The 16,464-nt window shown below is 35.2% G+C and carries 12 protein-coding genes; 8 read left to right on the forward strand and 4 right to left on the reverse strand.

Features of this window, described 5'->3' with window-relative positions; genetic code table 11:
* Positions 1-94: 94 nt before the first annotated feature.
* Complete coding sequence (locus GZ212_RS13640) at positions 95-1,297, reverse strand: hypothetical protein (RefSeq protein WP_166961348.1); 1,203 nt, start codon at positions 1,295-1,297, stop codon at positions 95-97.
* Positions 1,298-1,400: 103 nt separating this feature from the next.
* Here GZ212_RS13640 and uvrA point away from each other — a divergent pair, with 103 nt between their 5' ends.
* From uvrA to GZ212_RS13670, 6 genes are all read left to right on the forward strand, one after another.
* Positions 1,401-4,235 (forward strand): excinuclease ABC subunit UvrA, encoded by a 2,835-nt coding sequence (uvrA, locus tag GZ212_RS13645; RefSeq protein ID WP_166961351.1) that lies wholly within the window; start codon positions 1,401-1,403, stop codon positions 4,233-4,235.
* A 104-nt stretch (positions 4,236-4,339) separates the two neighbouring features.
* The gene (locus GZ212_RS13650; protein ID WP_157492056.1) at positions 4,340-4,507 is read left to right on the forward strand and encodes a lmo0937 family membrane protein; all 168 of its coding nucleotides are present in this window, start codon (positions 4,340-4,342) and stop codon (positions 4,505-4,507) included.
* Positions 4,508-4,658: 151 nt separating this feature from the next.
* A complete protein-coding gene (locus GZ212_RS13655; protein WP_166961353.1) occupies positions 4,659-5,345 on the forward strand; it encodes a TIGR00730 family Rossman fold protein in 687 nt (228 codons plus the stop codon).
* A 174-nt stretch (positions 5,346-5,519) separates the two neighbouring features.
* Positions 5,520-8,282, forward strand: a complete 2,763-nt coding sequence (locus GZ212_RS13660; protein WP_240923819.1) for a metalloprotease — start codon at positions 5,520-5,522, stop codon at positions 8,280-8,282.
* A gap of 196 nt (positions 8,283-8,478) precedes the next feature.
* On the forward strand, positions 8,479-10,890 hold the full coding sequence (locus GZ212_RS13665) for a thiamine pyrophosphate-dependent enzyme (RefSeq protein ID WP_166961356.1): 2,412 nt from the start codon (positions 8,479-8,481) through the stop codon (positions 10,888-10,890).
* Positions 10,891-11,043: 153 nt separating this feature from the next.
* Positions 11,044-11,643, forward strand: coding sequence for a hypothetical protein (locus tag GZ212_RS13670; RefSeq protein ID WP_166961358.1), 600 nt, complete (start codon positions 11,044-11,046; stop codon positions 11,641-11,643).
* 53 nt (positions 11,644-11,696) lie between these two features.
* On the opposite strand, the gene GZ212_RS13675 is transcribed toward GZ212_RS13670, so the two are convergent.
* The 3 genes from GZ212_RS13675 to GZ212_RS13685 form a co-directional block, all read right to left on the reverse strand.
* Positions 11,697-12,257, reverse strand: coding sequence for a type 1 glutamine amidotransferase domain-containing protein (locus tag GZ212_RS13675; RefSeq protein ID WP_166961361.1), 561 nt, complete (start codon positions 12,255-12,257; stop codon positions 11,697-11,699).
* Positions 12,258-12,413: 156 nt separating this feature from the next.
* The gene (gene holA / locus GZ212_RS13680) at positions 12,414-13,418 is read right to left on the reverse strand and encodes a DNA polymerase III subunit delta (RefSeq protein WP_166961363.1); all 1,005 of its coding nucleotides are present in this window, start codon (positions 13,416-13,418) and stop codon (positions 12,414-12,416) included.
* A 168-nt stretch (positions 13,419-13,586) separates the two neighbouring features.
* Positions 13,587-14,804, reverse strand: coding sequence for a LamG-like jellyroll fold domain-containing protein (locus tag GZ212_RS13685; protein WP_166961366.1), 1,218 nt, complete (start codon positions 14,802-14,804; stop codon positions 13,587-13,589).
* A 144-nt stretch (positions 14,805-14,948) separates the two neighbouring features.
* Between GZ212_RS13685 and GZ212_RS13690 the strand changes: the two genes are divergently transcribed.
* Together GZ212_RS13690 and GZ212_RS13695 are read left to right on the forward strand one after the other, a co-directional pair.
* Positions 14,949-15,395, forward strand: coding sequence for a type I restriction enzyme HsdR N-terminal domain-containing protein (locus GZ212_RS13690; protein ID WP_166961368.1), 447 nt, complete (start codon positions 14,949-14,951; stop codon positions 15,393-15,395).
* Complete coding sequence (locus tag GZ212_RS13695) at positions 15,392-16,390, forward strand: glycosyltransferase family 2 protein (RefSeq protein ID WP_166961371.1); 999 nt, start codon at positions 15,392-15,394, stop codon at positions 16,388-16,390. The genes GZ212_RS13690 and GZ212_RS13695 overlap by 4 nt, the downstream gene beginning before the upstream one ends.
* Positions 16,391-16,464: the final 74 nt, after the last annotated feature.

Raw genomic sequence — 16,464 nt, forward strand, 5'->3', positions numbered from 1 at the left:
CAAGCGTTAATAAAGGAAACTCTTAAACTAACTTCATTATAAACCTAAAAAGCCCCTGAGAAATCAGAGGCTTTTTTTTAAGTGTTACAAATATTTAAAAAATGGTATATCCTAAAATGATGGAATAACCTTGGTAATCTGCCCCCCAATTAGAATAATCAGAGGCCACTTGTCCTTTGAAAGCATATTGAATCTCGCCCGAAAATTTATTTAAAAATTTACATCCCAAACCAAATTTAAAGTTCCCCAACTGACTTAATTCAATGTCCGTTCTTTTATCAAAATCTATTTTCGCATCACCTAACTCTTTTACATATCCATAGGTAAAGTTGGCAAAAATGAGGGCATCATTAGCCAAATAGAATTTATGTCTAACACCAAAATTAATATCCAAATATTGATAATTTACGCTAGCATAATAACCATATAAACCTAAAGGCCCTACTGCATCTGATTTGAAGGAAGCATAAACAGGCTCTAATATAACGGCCCATTTATTTTTATTAAAAGGAAGAACCAATTCTAGTTCAGCCCCTACCCTGAGAGCTGTTTGCATTCCAAAATCTATATATCCAAAGACAACTTCATTCGGAGTCGTTACCTCCATGGAATAGAAATTCAGACCAGGTCTTAATGAAAGGTGAAATTGAGCCTTATTATTATTCTTATAAACATTATAATCCACATTTTCGCAAGTATTATAGCCCATAAACACCTTAGTTAAGTCTTTTGAATTATATTCTACACTTCTTACCATTTCCAACATCTTGGAACCACATGTTAATTGGGAATAGATTTGTTCTCTAAAATCTTTATTGTAGAAAATTTCTCGTTTGTCGTTTACATATCGTTTGTAAATCAATTGCGTAGTTTCACCTCCATCGAGACTAAAAAAATATTTTGAAAGCCCATCCTTTTCAGTGAATTGAAACAAATGTGCCTTACCACTAACTAAGGTTTTAAGAAAAAGATTCTTTGTTTCAAATTTAGGTTCCCTTTGTAAACTTAAATTGTCCAAATGATCACTTGAAATATCTATTTGCACTTGTCTTCTTACATATTGAGATTTTCCATTAACTCCAAATTCCTTTATATCAGAAATGGTCAACGATTCTACTTGGGATGACAGATCCTTTTTAATCATAATAGTATTGGGATTCCCTTTCCAGTCTTTATTTTTTATGAGACAATCAACTCTGCTTCCTGAATTGGTAATATAGTAGCCATTTTCAAATTTTATTTGAGAAAACAGGCTGATTTGGAAAAATAAAAAAGTAATGAACAGTAGGTTTTTCATGGTTAGTTTTTAAAAATTAGTCGCAAACATACGATAATTTCATATGATGAAATGCCCTTCTATTTTCAACGCAAATTAAGTACCTTTGTGTCTTTGCATTTTTATGAGCCAATTTGAAGAACACATAGAAGTTAAGGGCGCCAGAGTCCATAATCTTAAGAATATTGATGTCACCATTCCAAGGGATAAATTGGTTGTTATCACTGGCCTTTCAGGCAGTGGTAAATCTTCATTGGCTTTTGACACCATTTATGCTGAAGGGCAGCGTCGTTACATTGAGACATTTTCAGCCTATGCGCGCCAATTTTTAGGTGGGTTGGAACGACCAGATGTTGATAAAATTGATGGGCTTTCTCCAGTTATTGCTATTGAACAAAAAACTACTAGCAGATCGCCACGTTCTACGGTAGGCACCATCACTGAAATTTATGACTTTCTCAGGTTACTTTACGCACGTGCCAGTGACGCTTACAGTTATAATACTGGTGAAAAAATGGTTAGCTATAACGATGACCAGATTAAGGAACTGATTATTGAAAATTTCAAGGGTAAGCGCATCAACATTTTGGCCCCTGTTATTCGTTCTCGAAAAGGGCATTATCGGGAACTTTTTGAACAAATTGCCAAACAAGGATTTGTAAAAGTGAGAACCGATGGTGAGATACGCGATTTAATTAAAGGAATGAAATTAGATCGTTATAAAACTCACGATATTGAAATTGTAATTGATCGTCTTAAAATTGACGACTCCATTGACAATGATAAACGCCTTTCTGAAACCATCAATACAGCCATGTATCATGGTGAGGACGTGCTTATAGTAATAGACCAAGACACAGATGAAGTTAGGTATTTCAGTCGGAATTTAATGTGTCCATCTACGGGTATCTCATACCCAAATCCAGAGCCCAATAATTTCTCGTTCAATTCACCCAAAGGTGCTTGTCCAAAATGCCATGGATTGGGAAAACTGTATCAAATTAATGAGCAAAAAATCATTCCTGATACATCACAATCCATAAAGCAAGGTGCATTAGCACCACACGGACCTCAAAAAAATAGCTGGATATTTAAACAATTGGAAACCATTGCCCAAAGATTTCAATTTTCATTAAATGACCCTTACCAAAGCATTCCTAAAGAAGCTAAGGAAATGATACTTTATGGAGGGAATGAAAAATTTTCAGTTGAGAGCAAAACCCTAGGAGTTACCAGAAATTACAATATTGATTTTGAAGGAGTAGCGAATTTTATTGAAAACCAATACCACAATTCTGATTCCACTTCCTTAAAACGTTGGGCCAAAGAATTTATGGACAAGGTACCTTGTCAGGAATGTGGTGGCAGCAGATTAAGAAAAGAATCACTTTATTTCAAAGTCAATGAGTTAAATATTGCCGAATTAGCTCATAAAGATATCATTGATTTGTCGGACTGGTTTGAAGACCTACCAAAACATCTAAGTGGCAAACAATGGAAAATTTCCGAAGAAATCATCAAAGAAATAAAAACGAGGTTACGATTTTTAGTGGACGTAGGATTAGAATATCTATCACTTGACAGAAGCTCTAAGTCCCTTTCAGGAGGGGAAGCTCAAAGAATCAGGCTCGCCACACAAATTGGTTCCCAATTAGTTGGTGTACTTTATATTCTTGATGAACCAAGTATTGGTTTGCACCAAAGAGACAATGAAAAACTTATCAATTCCTTGGTATCTTTAAGAGATGTTGGGAATTCGGTAATCGTGGTTGAGCATGATAAAGACATGATAGAACGCGCTGATTATGTTATAGATATTGGACCAAAAGCTGGAAAACATGGTGGAGAAATTATCAGCGAAGGTAACCCCGAGGAACTCAAAACACACCACACATTAACAGCCGACTACTTAAACGGCACCAAACAGATTGAAGTACCCAAAGAACGTCGAGCAGGAAATGGTAAAACAATCCTTTTAGAGGGATGCACCGGTAACAATCTTAAAGATATTACCGTAGAATTTCCATTGGGTAAAATGATAGGAATAACCGGGGTATCCGGTAGCGGGAAATCTACTTTAATAAATGAAACCCTCTACCCTATAATGAATGCCCATTATTTTAATGGTGTTAAAAAACCTATGCCTTATAAAAACATTAAGGGATTAGAAAACATAGATAAAGTAATCGACATCAATCAATCACCTATAGGAAGGACTCCTAGAAGCAATCCAGCCACTTACACGGGCGTATTTAGTGAAATAAGAAGTTTATTCGCTAAAATTCCAGAAGCCATGATACGTGGATATAAACCTGGAAGATTTAGCTTTAATGTCAAAGGAGGCCGATGTGAAACTTGCCAAGGAGGTGGATTGAGAGTCATTGAAATGAATTTCCTCCCAGATGTTTACGTGGAATGCGAAACGTGCCAAGGAAAACGATTCAATAGGGAAACCCTAGAAATAAGATATAAAGGAAAATCCATTAGTGATGTGTTGGAAATGACCATCAATGAAGGGGTAGAATTCTTTGAACACATTCCGAAAATCTATAAAAAATTAAAAACCATTCAAGATGTAGGTTTGGGCTATATCACTCTAGGTCAGCAAAGCACTACTTTGTCTGGCGGTGAAGCACAGCGAATCAAACTTGCCACTGAATTGAGTAAAAGAGATACTGGTAATACGTTTTATATTTTAGATGAACCCACAACAGGATTGCATTTTGAGGATATTCGTGTGCTCATGTTGGTCCTTAATAAATTAGTTAATAAGGGCAATACTGTTCTGATCATAGAGCACAATATGGATGTTATCAAAATGTGTGACCACCTTATCGATATTGGCTATGAAGGAGGAAAAAAAGGTGGAAAGGTTGTTGGAATAGGAACCCCTGAAGCTTTGACAAAGAACACAAAAAGCTACACAGCTAAATTTCTAAAAAAGGAACTAAACTCTTAATTTTTTATTAATTCATTATAACTTTAAGTTAATAACTAGCGATAATTAACAATACTACTTAATTATTTACTACATTAGATTCATAACACTAAAAATCAATAATTATGAAAAGTTTACTATGGTTAGTTGCCGTAATCTGTATTATCGCCTGGTTACTTGGTATGCTAGGTATTATTCCTGGATTGGGAACAAGCAGTTTAATTCACGTTTTAATTGTGATTGCCGTTATTGTTATTTTGTATAATATCATTTCAGGACGCAAACCTCTGTAACAAATTAAGAATTCAAAATAATAAAAAGTCTGGCATTTTTGTCAGGCTTTTTTTATGATTCCAAACAAGAAGCAAATAGTTGATTTAATTGTATGAAATCATTTAATTCCTTTAAATTTGTTGGTTTTAGACAAGCTTATTAATCACAAATATGAGAAAAGAACGACACCATAAAAGCTGGAATGAAATAAAAACCAATGATTCTTGGGCCATTTTTAAAATTATGGGAGAATTTGTAAATGGTTATGAAAAACTAAGCAGAATAGGACCATGTGTTTCTATTTTTGGATCAGCTAGAACCAAGCCCAACCATAAATACTATAAACTAGCCGAAGAAGTTGCTAAAAAAATCGTTCATAAAGGTTACGGTGTAATTACAGGTGGCGGCCCTGGTATTATGGAAGCAGGAAACAAGGGTGCTCATATTGCTGGTGGAACTTCTGTTGGACTGAATATTGAACTTCCGTTTGAACAACACGATAATCCTTACATCGACTCTGATAAAAGTTTGGACTTTGATTATTTCTTTGTGAGAAAAGTTATGTTCGTCAAGTACTCTCAAGGTTTTGTTGTAATGCCAGGTGGTTTTGGAACATTAGACGAACTATTTGAGGCTATAACACTCATTCAAACCAATAAAATTGAGCGTTTCCCAATTATATTAGTTGGAACAGATTTTTGGGAAGGCCTTATGGATTGGATTAAAAATACTTTGATAAATGAAAAAAATATCAGTCCCAAAGACCTTGATCTTATACACCTAGTTGACACGGCAGATGAAGTTGTAAATATTCTAGACGAATTCTATAACCAATTTGGATTAAGTCCAAACTTCTAGTCTTTTACTTTAACAGAAACTTGTAAATTTTTAATACAAAATAGACTATATTTCCTTAAAATAATTGCTATTAACATTCCATTGCCAAAGTTGAATTTATTTAGATTCTCCTTAAGACTTCGGTTAGTTGTTGTCTTTTGCCTTTTTAACACCATCATTTGGGGTCAAAACCGTATGGATATAAAAGCCGATTTTGATACAGAAAACAAACAAATCAAAATTGAGCAAACCATTACGTATATAAACACATCGAATGATGTTTTGACAGAAATTTATCTTAATGACTGGATTCAAAGTTTTAGCAGCAAGACCACACCTTTAGCTAAAAGGTTTGCTGAGGAATATAAAACGGTTTTCCATTTTGCTAAAAGTGAGGATCGTGGTTATACAGCCATCACAGCAATGACGCAAAATGGTCAAGAATTAAGCTTCAACAGACTTAAAGACCAACCAGATGTTATCAAAGTAATCCCTATAACGCCAATAAAACCAAATGAATCTTATACCATAGAGTTAAAATATGTAGTTCAAGTTCCCAATGATAAATTTACTAGGTATGGGGTCTCTGATCTGGGAGAATACCACCTAAGATACTGGTATATTACACCTGCCATATATAATGGTAAATGGCAATATTATAGCAATAAGGATTTAGATGATATGTTTATTCCAAAATCGGATATATCCATGGAAGTACGTTTTCCCAAAGACTTATATCTTGCATCCGAATTAAACGTGCTATCTACCAAAAATGATGGCAATAAACAAATAATCACTTTAGAGGGAAAGGACCGAATCAACACCAAACTTTTTTTAGATCGCCTTAAACGATTCAGTCAAGTAGAAACTGAATATTTCACCCTTATCTACAACATTGATAATGAAAATTTAAATTTAGTTGATCAGCTAATAAATATTGACAAAATTGCGGGATTCTTAGATCAAAATTTGGGTAGTTATCCTCATGAAAACTTGCTATTAACACATATCGATTACAAAAAGAATCCCATTTACGGATTGAACCTCCTACCCGATTTTATTAGACCATTTCCTGATCAATTTCAATATGAACTCAAGATTCTAAAAACGGCACTAAACAACTATTTAGAAAATATTTTATTGATCAACCCAAGAGAAGACCAGTGGTTGATTGATGGTCTTCAAACATACTTTTTGATAAAATATGTAGATGAAAATTACCCTGAAATGAAAATTTTTGGAACCCTTTCAAATGTCTGGGGAATCAGAACTTTTCATGCCGCCGAATTGGATTTTAATGACCAATACAATTTTCTTTATATGCACATGGCAAGAACCAATTTGGATCAACCTTTATTGATGCAAAAAGACAGCTTGTTAAAATTCAATATGAATATCGCCAACAAATATAAAGCAGGCGTAGGACTGAGGTATCTAGACGATTATGTGAATGCCAATATTCTTGAAAACACCATCAAAGAGTTCATCGCCAACCAAAGTCTAAAAGAAACCAATACCGGTGATTTTGAACAATTGATAAAATCAAAGACATCAAAAAACATCCATTGGTTCTTTGACGAATATCTCAAAACATCCAAGAAAATTGACTTTAAAATTAAAGAGGTTCAAGAATTCCCAGATTCCATTCAAGTAACCATTAAGAACAAAAGAGATAATCATATGCCGGTCTCTCTTTTTGGCCTAAGAAATGATTCTGTAGTTTACAAAACTTGGGTAGATGATATCAATAAATCTAAAACGGTCACAGTTCCTAAGGATCATATCGATAAATTAGTCCTTAATTATGATAAGTCCATTCCCGAATTTAATTTGAGAGATAATTGGAAATCCATGAAAGGTTTTTTGTTCAACAACAAACCTATTCAGTTTAGATTGTTTAAAGACATTGAAGACCCCTACTACAATCAAATATTCTTCATGCCTCAAATTAAATACAACTATTATGATGGTTTTGCACCAGGACTTAAGCTTTATAATAAAACAGTACTCACCAAAGCATTTAACTACAACCTTAGGCCTAGTTATGCTTTAAAAAGCCAACAGTTGGTTGGAAGCGGAAATGTAAGCTATATTCAAAGACCAGAAAATAGAGATCTTTATTACATTAGATATGGGTTTTCAGGAGCGTACTCCAACTATGCTCCAAACTTGAGCTATACTTCGCTGCAACCCTATGTTCAGTTTCGATTTAGAGACCATAAAGACTTAAGAAACAATAGAAAAAACTATCTTACTTTTCGATATGTTTCCATCAATCGTGAAGAAGATCCACTAGGCATTTACAACGTAGAAGAAGAACCCAGTTACGGGGTATTCAATGCCCAATTTGGGCATTCCAATCCCAATTTAAAAAATTATAAATTTTGGAATACCGATTTACAGTTGGCCAAAAACTTTGGGAAAGCTTCCTTCAACTATGAGTTTAGGACCCTTACCGAAGGTAACCGACAATATAACCTAAGGTTCTTTGGAGGTGTTTTCTTGTATAATAAAACCTATGAAAATTCGAATTTCTTTAGCTTTGCTTTAGACCGACCAACAGACTACTTATTTGATTACAATTACTACGGAAGATCAGAAAATACAGGGATATTTAGTCAGCAATTAATTATAGCCGAAGGTGGATTTAAGTCCAAATTAAATCCCGCATATGCCAACCAATGGATAACTACATTGAACGGTAGCGCCACCATCTGGAAATACATTCATGCCTATGGTGATATTGGATTGGTAAAAAACCATAATTTCAATCCCGAGTTTGTTTATGATTCAGGAATCCGATTTAGTCTGGTTGAAGATTACTTCGAACTATACTTTCCAGTTTATTCCAATTTAGGCTGGGAAGTTGCCCAACCCAACTACGAAGAAAAAATCAGGTTCATAGTTACCTTAGACATCAAGACTCTATTTGGTTTATTTACAAGGCGCTGGTATTAAAAACAGCCCCTATTTTTATCAAAAAACCCTATTAACATATTGAGGTTTTTTTAATGAAAATGTAATTTTTAGAGATTTTTTTAAAAATTGCATAATTTTAACCTCCTATTTTGAATAATACTCAAAATATTAACTGTTTTTCGCGTTGCAAAAGTTATCAAAATTTCTTACTTTTGCAGTAATTCTCAAAAACACTATGCAAACAAATCCTGATATTAAAACTAAACTTTCTTTTGACGATTTTAAACAAGAGGTACTTAACGATTACAAAGTAGCCGTTACCTCAAGAGAATGTAGCCTTCTTGGACGTAGAGAAGTGCTTACAGGAAAAGCTAAGTTTGGAATCTTTGGAGGTGGTAAGGAAGTACCACAATTAGCAATGGCCAAGGCCTTTAAAAATGGTGATTTTAGATCTGGTTACTACAGAGATCAAACCTTTATGATGGCTATTGGAAAATTATCCATTGAAAACTTTTTCTCTGGTCTTTATGCCAATATTGACTTCAATCAGGAACCCATGTCTGGAGGACGACAAATGGGAGGCCACTTTATGACTCCAACCATAGATGAGAATGGTGATTGGCTGGATTTAACAAAAACAAAAAATACAAGCTCAGACATCTCTCCTACCGCGGGTCAGATGCCACGATTGCTTGGTTTAGCGCAAGCTTCAAAAATTTACAGACACGTAGAAGGCATAGACAGTTCCAAATTTTCGAATAATGGAAATGAGGTTGCGTGGGGAACCATAGGTAATGCAAGTACTAGTGAGGGATTGTTTTTTGAAACGATTAATGCAGCTGGCGTCCTTCAAGTTCCTATGATTATAAGTGTTTGGGATGACGAATATGGTATTTCTGTGCATGCAAAACACCAGACAACCAAAGAAAATATTTCCGAAATCCTTAAAGGATTCCAAAAGGATGAAAATAGCAATGGTTACGAAATCTTAAAAGTTAAAGGTTGGGATTACGTTTCATTGATCGAAGTTTATGAAGAAGCTTCGCAAATTGCTCGTGAAAAGCACGTACCTGTCTTGATCCATGTGCAGGAGTTGACACAACCCCAAGGTCATTCTACCTCAGGATCTCATGAAAGATACAAAAGTAAGGAGCGATTGGAATGGGAGGTTCAATATGACTGTAATGCCCAAATGAGGGAGTGGATGATTGCTACTGGCATTGCTACCGAGGAAGAGCTTTCTGAGTTGGAGAAATCTATCAAAAAGGCAGTTCGTGATGGTAAAAAAGCAGCTTGGACTTCGTTCGTTCACCCTATTAAAGAAGAAAAGTCACAAATTATAGACATATTAGATAAGCTCGCATCAAGAAGTCCCAATAAGGTATTCATTACCAAACTTAAAAATGAGTTGGATGCTATTTCAGAGCCTATCAGAAAAGATGTTATTTCTACAGCAAGAAAAGCTCTTAAATATGTGATTTCAGAAAACACCCCTGAAAAACAGAATCTGATTAACTGGATAGAAACTTATTTTGATAATATCCAGCCTAAATATAGTTCACATCTTTATAGTGAATCACAAAAGGCGACACGCCTAGTTGAAGAGGTAAAACCTCAATATAAAGAAACTTCAGAAGAAGTAGACGCTAGAATTATCATTAGAGACAATTTTAATGCGCTTTTTAGCAAACACCCTGAAGTTTTGATTTTTGGTGAGGACTCTGGAAATATTGGAGATGTAAACCAAGGTTTGGAAGGGATGCAGGAGAAATATGGAGAACTAAGAGTGGCTGATGCTGGTATTAGAGAAGCTACCATACTTGGACAAGGAATCGGGATGGCCATGAGAGGATTAAGGCCTATTGCTGAAATTCAGTATTTAGACTACCTAATGTACGCACTCCAAACGATGAGTGATGATTTATCCACTGTACAATACAGAACCAAAGGGCATCAAAAAGCTCCGGTTATTGTTAGAACTAGAGGACATAGACTAGAGGGGATTTGGCATTCAGGTTCTCAACTAGGAGGCATTTTAAATTTGGTTAGAGGTATACTTATTCTGGTTCCTAGAAACATGACCAAAGCAGCTGGCTTCTATAACACCCTTTTAGAAAGTGACGATCCCGCCTTGGTGATAGAATGTTTAAATGGTTACCGCCTCAAAGAAAAGCTACCTACAAATATGGGTGACTTTAAAACCCCAGTTGGTGTTGTTGAGACATTAAAGGAAGGAAAAGATATCACTTTAGTCTCTTATGGCTCTACTTTACGTATTGTCGAGGACGTTGCTAAAGAATTAATGGAAGTTGGTATTGATGCTGAAGTGATAGATGTGCAATCATTGATTCCATTTGATCTGAATCACGATATCGTAAAAAGTGTAGCCAAAACCAATCGTTTGATGGTTATTGATGAGGATGTTCCTGGAGGTGCTTCAGCTTACATTTTAAATGAAATTTTAAATACACAAAATGCGTATAAGCATTTAGATAGCAAACCAAGTACTTTAACTGCTAAAGAGCATAGACCTGCTTATGGTAGTGATGGAGATTATTTCTCAAAACCATCGCATGAAGACATTTTTGAGGCCATTTATGCCGTAATGCATGAATCTGATCCAAATACATATCCTAAATTAAGGTAGAAATTTTAGGTTCTAAATTAAAAGCCCTCACATCTAAAAGAGGGCTTTTTTATTCTTAAAACCCACACAAACTTTATTTTTATAGCTAATCACCTCAAGTTGTTGGTTTTATAATTATTTTAAATTACATTTAATAACCTAATCCTCATCCACATGAAAATAAATGGTCTCCTCCTGCTTTTCCTTATCGTTTTTTCCTCTTGTAGAAATAGTAACCATGCCACAATCCAGATAGAGGACGAAGTCGACACACCTGATTCAGCCATTAGAACTGTAGAGTTGGATACAACTCCAGATTATGATTCATTGCCGCGGGAAGATCAAATAAAGGCCTTTTTGGAAGATGATTTAAAAGATGACATTCCCATTATGAGCCCTACAGACCGCAAATACCAATTTGAGGAAGTTGATTTAAATGGGGATAGCAAAAATGAAATCTTTATACAACTTACCTCTCCCTATTTTTGTGGTACGGGGGGATGCACTTATGTCCTATTAAGCTCAGATTATCAGTTGATAACTAAATTTTCGGTTACTAGCCCCCCCATTTTTGTAGAAAAGAAAATGGTAAACGGCTGGAAAACGCTATTGGTAAAAAGTGAAGGGCAATTCAAGGAATTGATTTATAACCCAGACACCAATTCTTATCCAGATAATCCTTCAGTTGTTGAAGATGCGCCTTTTGAAGCTCCTAGCGCTAGTGCGATCGTCCTTTTTGAAATTAATGTAGATTTGAACACTTTTGAATTCTAAATAAGAAAAAAGCCACTAAACAGTGGCTTTTTTAATACATCATGTTCTAAAATCTAAGCAACTTGCTCTTCATGTTTTCCTTCATACACCTCCTCAACTAATTTAGAACAAAACGCATTTAAATCATTTGGTGTACGGCTAGTAACCAAGCCTTCATCTACAACTACTTCTTCATCTACCCAATTTGCACCAGCATTTACAAGGTCAGTTTTAATAGACCCATATGATGTTACTTTTCTATTATTAAGCACATCGGCCTCTGCCAACATCCAAGGAGCATGACAAATAGCTCCTACTGGTTTATGATTTTCAAAGAAGGACTTTACAAAACTTACTGCATTTCTATTTTTTCTTAATGTATCTGGATTCATAACTCCTCCAGGCAGCATCAATGCATTATACTCTGATTGGGAAACTTGATCAATTGTTTTATCCACCGAAACTTCGGTACCCCATTGACCATCTTTCCAAGATTTAATATTTCCTGTTCTGTCTGATACAATTTCAACTTGAGCACCTGCTTTTTCTAAAGCTGCTTTTGGTTTTAACAATTCACTTTCTTCAAATCCATTGGTTGCCAAAATAGCAACTCTCTTTCTTTCTAAATTTTCCATCTTCGTTTGATTTTTAAGGTTAATAATACTTAAAGTTACAAGTTTAGAAGGCGGTTCAAGAAAAATTATAGCCCTTTAACCCTAATTTAATATGGGTTGTTAAAGTCTACAAGATTAACGTTAAATCAAGATTGAAAATGCTAAAAAAATTAACGGTTACATGAAAATTTTGACCAATAGTTCATTCAAAATGTCTTTTTGGGAAAGTGAATTGGCCCCCACTCCTTTTGACTTGACATCAAATTCCCTTAGCGTCGCTACTATAGTACTCACCTTTCTCATTGGGTAATTTTTGGAAGCAGTGATATACTCTCCAGCAAAATATGGGTTGATTTTCAAGGCGGCGGCAACACTTCGGGATGATTTATCATTCAATCCATGCAAATGAAGTAATTTAGAAAAATAAGTATAGAGAAAACCAATGGTCAGCACTAAAGGATTATCCTTGGGGTTGTCTCCAAAGTATTTAACGATGCGATACGCCTTATTTTCATCTCTTTCCCCAATAGCCTTATGCAATTCAAAATTATTATAATCCTTACTAATACCTATGTTTTCCTCAATATGTTCAGGAGTAATTTGTGTGCCTTTAGGAAGGATAACCTGGAGTTTATTTAATTCATTACTAATCTTACTTAAATCCGTTCCTAAGAACTCTGAAAGCATCATAGCCGCCTTTGGAGTAATAGTGTACCCTTGCCCCGATAGAACTCTTTTTATCCAATCAGGAATTTGGTTATCGTATAATTTCTTACTGTCAAAAACCAATCCCACTTTCTTAATTTCCTTATAGAGCGACTTTCGTTTATCAAGTGTTTTATACTTGTAATTGAGCACCAAAATTGTTGATGGCTGTGGCTGCTTCACATAAGATACTAGGTTTTCAATAGTTCTGGACAAATCTTGAGCTTCTTTTATGACCACCACTTGATATTCTGCCATCATTGGAAACCGTTTGGCGTGACCCACAATCTCATCTATGGATACATCACGGCCATAAAGCGTCATCTGGTTAAATCCCTTCTCGTCTTCATTAAGGACCTCTTTCTCGAGCAATTCTGAAATACGGTCAATATAATAGGGTTCCTCTCCCATTAAAAGATAAATGGGTTTAAATTTTCTGGCCTTAATATCGGCTACTATTTGTTTGACCTCGTCCATGTAAGTGTATTATTGGAAACGAATTTATCAGGAATTTAGGATTCAAAAATAGGGAAATTACATTCCAACTTGGCTAACAAAACACATAATATTCTTATCAAAATGTCATAAAAAAACCGCGACAGAAATAAATCCACCGCGGTCCCACATAGTTAGCTTAGTCAAAAATTAAATTCTTACGACTTTTATAGTCTTTGTTTGAATTCCATCTACTTCAATATTTAAAAAGTAGATTCCTGATTTATTATCCTGTAAATCAATAGATAACTCTCTAGATTGATTATCACTGTAAGTTCCAATAATTTGTCCAGTGATGGTAACCAATGTTACCTTATAATTATTTATCTCATTTAAAGAAATGGTCACGAAATCTGAAGTTGGATTAGGATATACCTTGATTCCATCAATAACAGAAGTTTCAATGCCAAGAGAAGCCACTTCCATACATTCAGAAGTAGTCATACATCCATCCAATGTAATTTCTACCGCATAAGTACCAGACACTTCAGGCGTAAAGGACTGTTCGGTAGCGCCATCAATGTATGCTCCACCATTATCACAATCTATCCATTGATAAGTCGCTCCAGATTGTAGTGCAGTCAAAGTATTTTCATCCAAAGATAAAAACCCATGACTCTCTACCCAATTTGAGGTTGCACCCGCAAGACTAAAGTTTTCTAAGGTACCATCGTTAACTCCTGCAGTATCTTCTGCTGATGTAATGCCAGAGTTATCTTCTGCTGCAGTTCCTTCATTAAATTTGTAATAAGCTACCAAATTGGATGTATCTGAACATAGTTCTACATCCATGGTAGATTGAATTTCTTCTAATGTTCTTGCAATATTCCAAACTCGTACCTCATCGATACCTCCTTGCCAATAATGCACATCATCAATTCTAGCTCCAATTCTCAAGTTAGTTGAAGATCCTGTATAAACAGATACTGTTAAATCATTTTCCACATCTAAAACTCCATCCACATACAATCTTACTTCATATGCAGCAGAAGGATCATAAACGGCAGCTACATGATGCCATTCTCCATCATTTACTGCTATGTTTCCAGAAACACCATTCCCTTGCACTTCTAACCGAATCGCATTATTAAAAAGAGCGTTAAACGTAAAACGGCCTCCGGTACCTAAAGAACCCCAATCTAAAATGACACTTTGGCCATCTCCTCCTTGCCCCGATGGCAAACTATTTTTTGTGGTTTTAATCCAGGCCTCCACTGTTCGGGCACTGTTCCCAGTTATTGGCACAGCATTGGTGTCCACATAATCATTAACCCCATCAAAATTTAATCCCGTTTGGGCATTAGAAGTTAACATGGTTCCTGCAAAGCAGGCAGCTAAAAGCATTTTTTTGTGTAATTTTTTTATCATAGTTGGTTCATTTGAATTCCCTCTAAAAGTATTTATGACCTTTAGTAAGTTCCCAAAATTAATTTCCGTTTAACCTTAATTTAACCTAAGGATTTTTCTCAACCATATAACCTACTTCCCATTAGAGTTTGATACATTTGTGTCGTGGTTGCATTAAATTTTCCTACATATTCGTTCAGGTTCAAACAGATAGATGGCAAAGCCTATATCTTTGACTGTATCAGAAAAAAATTTATTCAACTACAGCCCGAAGAGTGGGTTAGACAAAACTGTATTCAGTATTTGATGCAAGAAAAAGGCTATCCCAGTTCTTTAATTAATGTAGAAAAGGAGATTCATTTAAATGGTCTCAAAAAACGCTACGATATTGTGGTGTTTCATCCAGATGGTTCTATTCATCTGATTGTAGAATGCAAAGCACCAAATATTGCTATTTCGCAAGCTACTTTTGATCAAATTGCTCGCTACAACTTAACGCTTAAGTCTGATCTATTAATGGTCACCAATGGAATTAATCACTATTATTGTCACATGGATTGGCAAAACGAATGCTATAATTTTTTAAAAACCCTACCTAAGTATACTATATGACTCTTGCAGTAGCCATTTTAAATTGGAACGGAAAAGACTTATTGCAGCAATTTCTTCCATCTGTGGTAGCCCATTCCCGAAATGCAGATATTTATGTTGTTGATAATGCCTCATCAGATGATTCGGTGGCATGGGTTGAAAACAACTTCCCTACAGTAAAGGTTATAGTTAATAAGGAAAATGGTGGATATGCTAAAGGGTATAACGACGGTCTTTCACAAATAAATGCTGACGTTTTTTGCTTATTGAATAGTGATGTGGAAGTAACTCCTAATTGGTTAGATCCCATTGTCGAAGAGTTAAACACCTATCCAAAGACTGCTCTAATCCAACCCAAAATTTTAAGCTACCACAATAAAGATCATTTTGAATATGCTGGAGCAGCTGGTGGATTCATTGATAAATTGGGTTATCCTTTTTGCCGCGGACGTATCTTTGATACCGTTGAAAAAGACGTAGATCAATACAACGAACGCACTCCTATTTTTTGGGCCTCTGGAGCTTGTTTGTTTATAAAAAGTGACACTTTTCATCAATTGGGCGGTTTCGATGAGTCCTTTTTTGCTCATATGGAAGAAATAGATTTATGCTGGCGCGCCTTTAATCAAAACCTAGAAACCATCTATCTTCCTAGCAGCATTATATATCATGTAGGAGGTGCTACCTTAAAAAATACGAATCCGAGAAAAACCTATCTCAACTTTAGAAACAGTCTGTTCGCATTGACTAAAAATGCCTACGGCCCTATTTGGGCACTTATCTTCATGCGACTGGTTTTAGATGGAGTTGCTAGCATCAAATTTCTTTTGGAATTAAAACCGCAGCATACCATTTCAATTCTGAAAGCACATCTTTCATTTTATTCAAAACTACCCTACTTAATTTCGAAAAGAAAACAACAAAATTTGTCCAAAGACTACTTTTACACCAATTCCATCGTTTGGACATACTACGTGCAAAAAACCAAAACGTTTGACCGCTTACATAAATGTTAAATTTTATGTTAATCCCCATTCAAACAAGGCTTGTTTTGCATAATTTTGAAATGTTAAATTTTTAATTATTTAAT

This window comes from Mangrovimonas sp. CR14, assembly GCF_011764015.1.
Classification (GTDB): Bacteria; Bacteroidota; Bacteroidia; order Flavobacteriales; family Flavobacteriaceae; genus Mangrovimonas; species Mangrovimonas futianensis.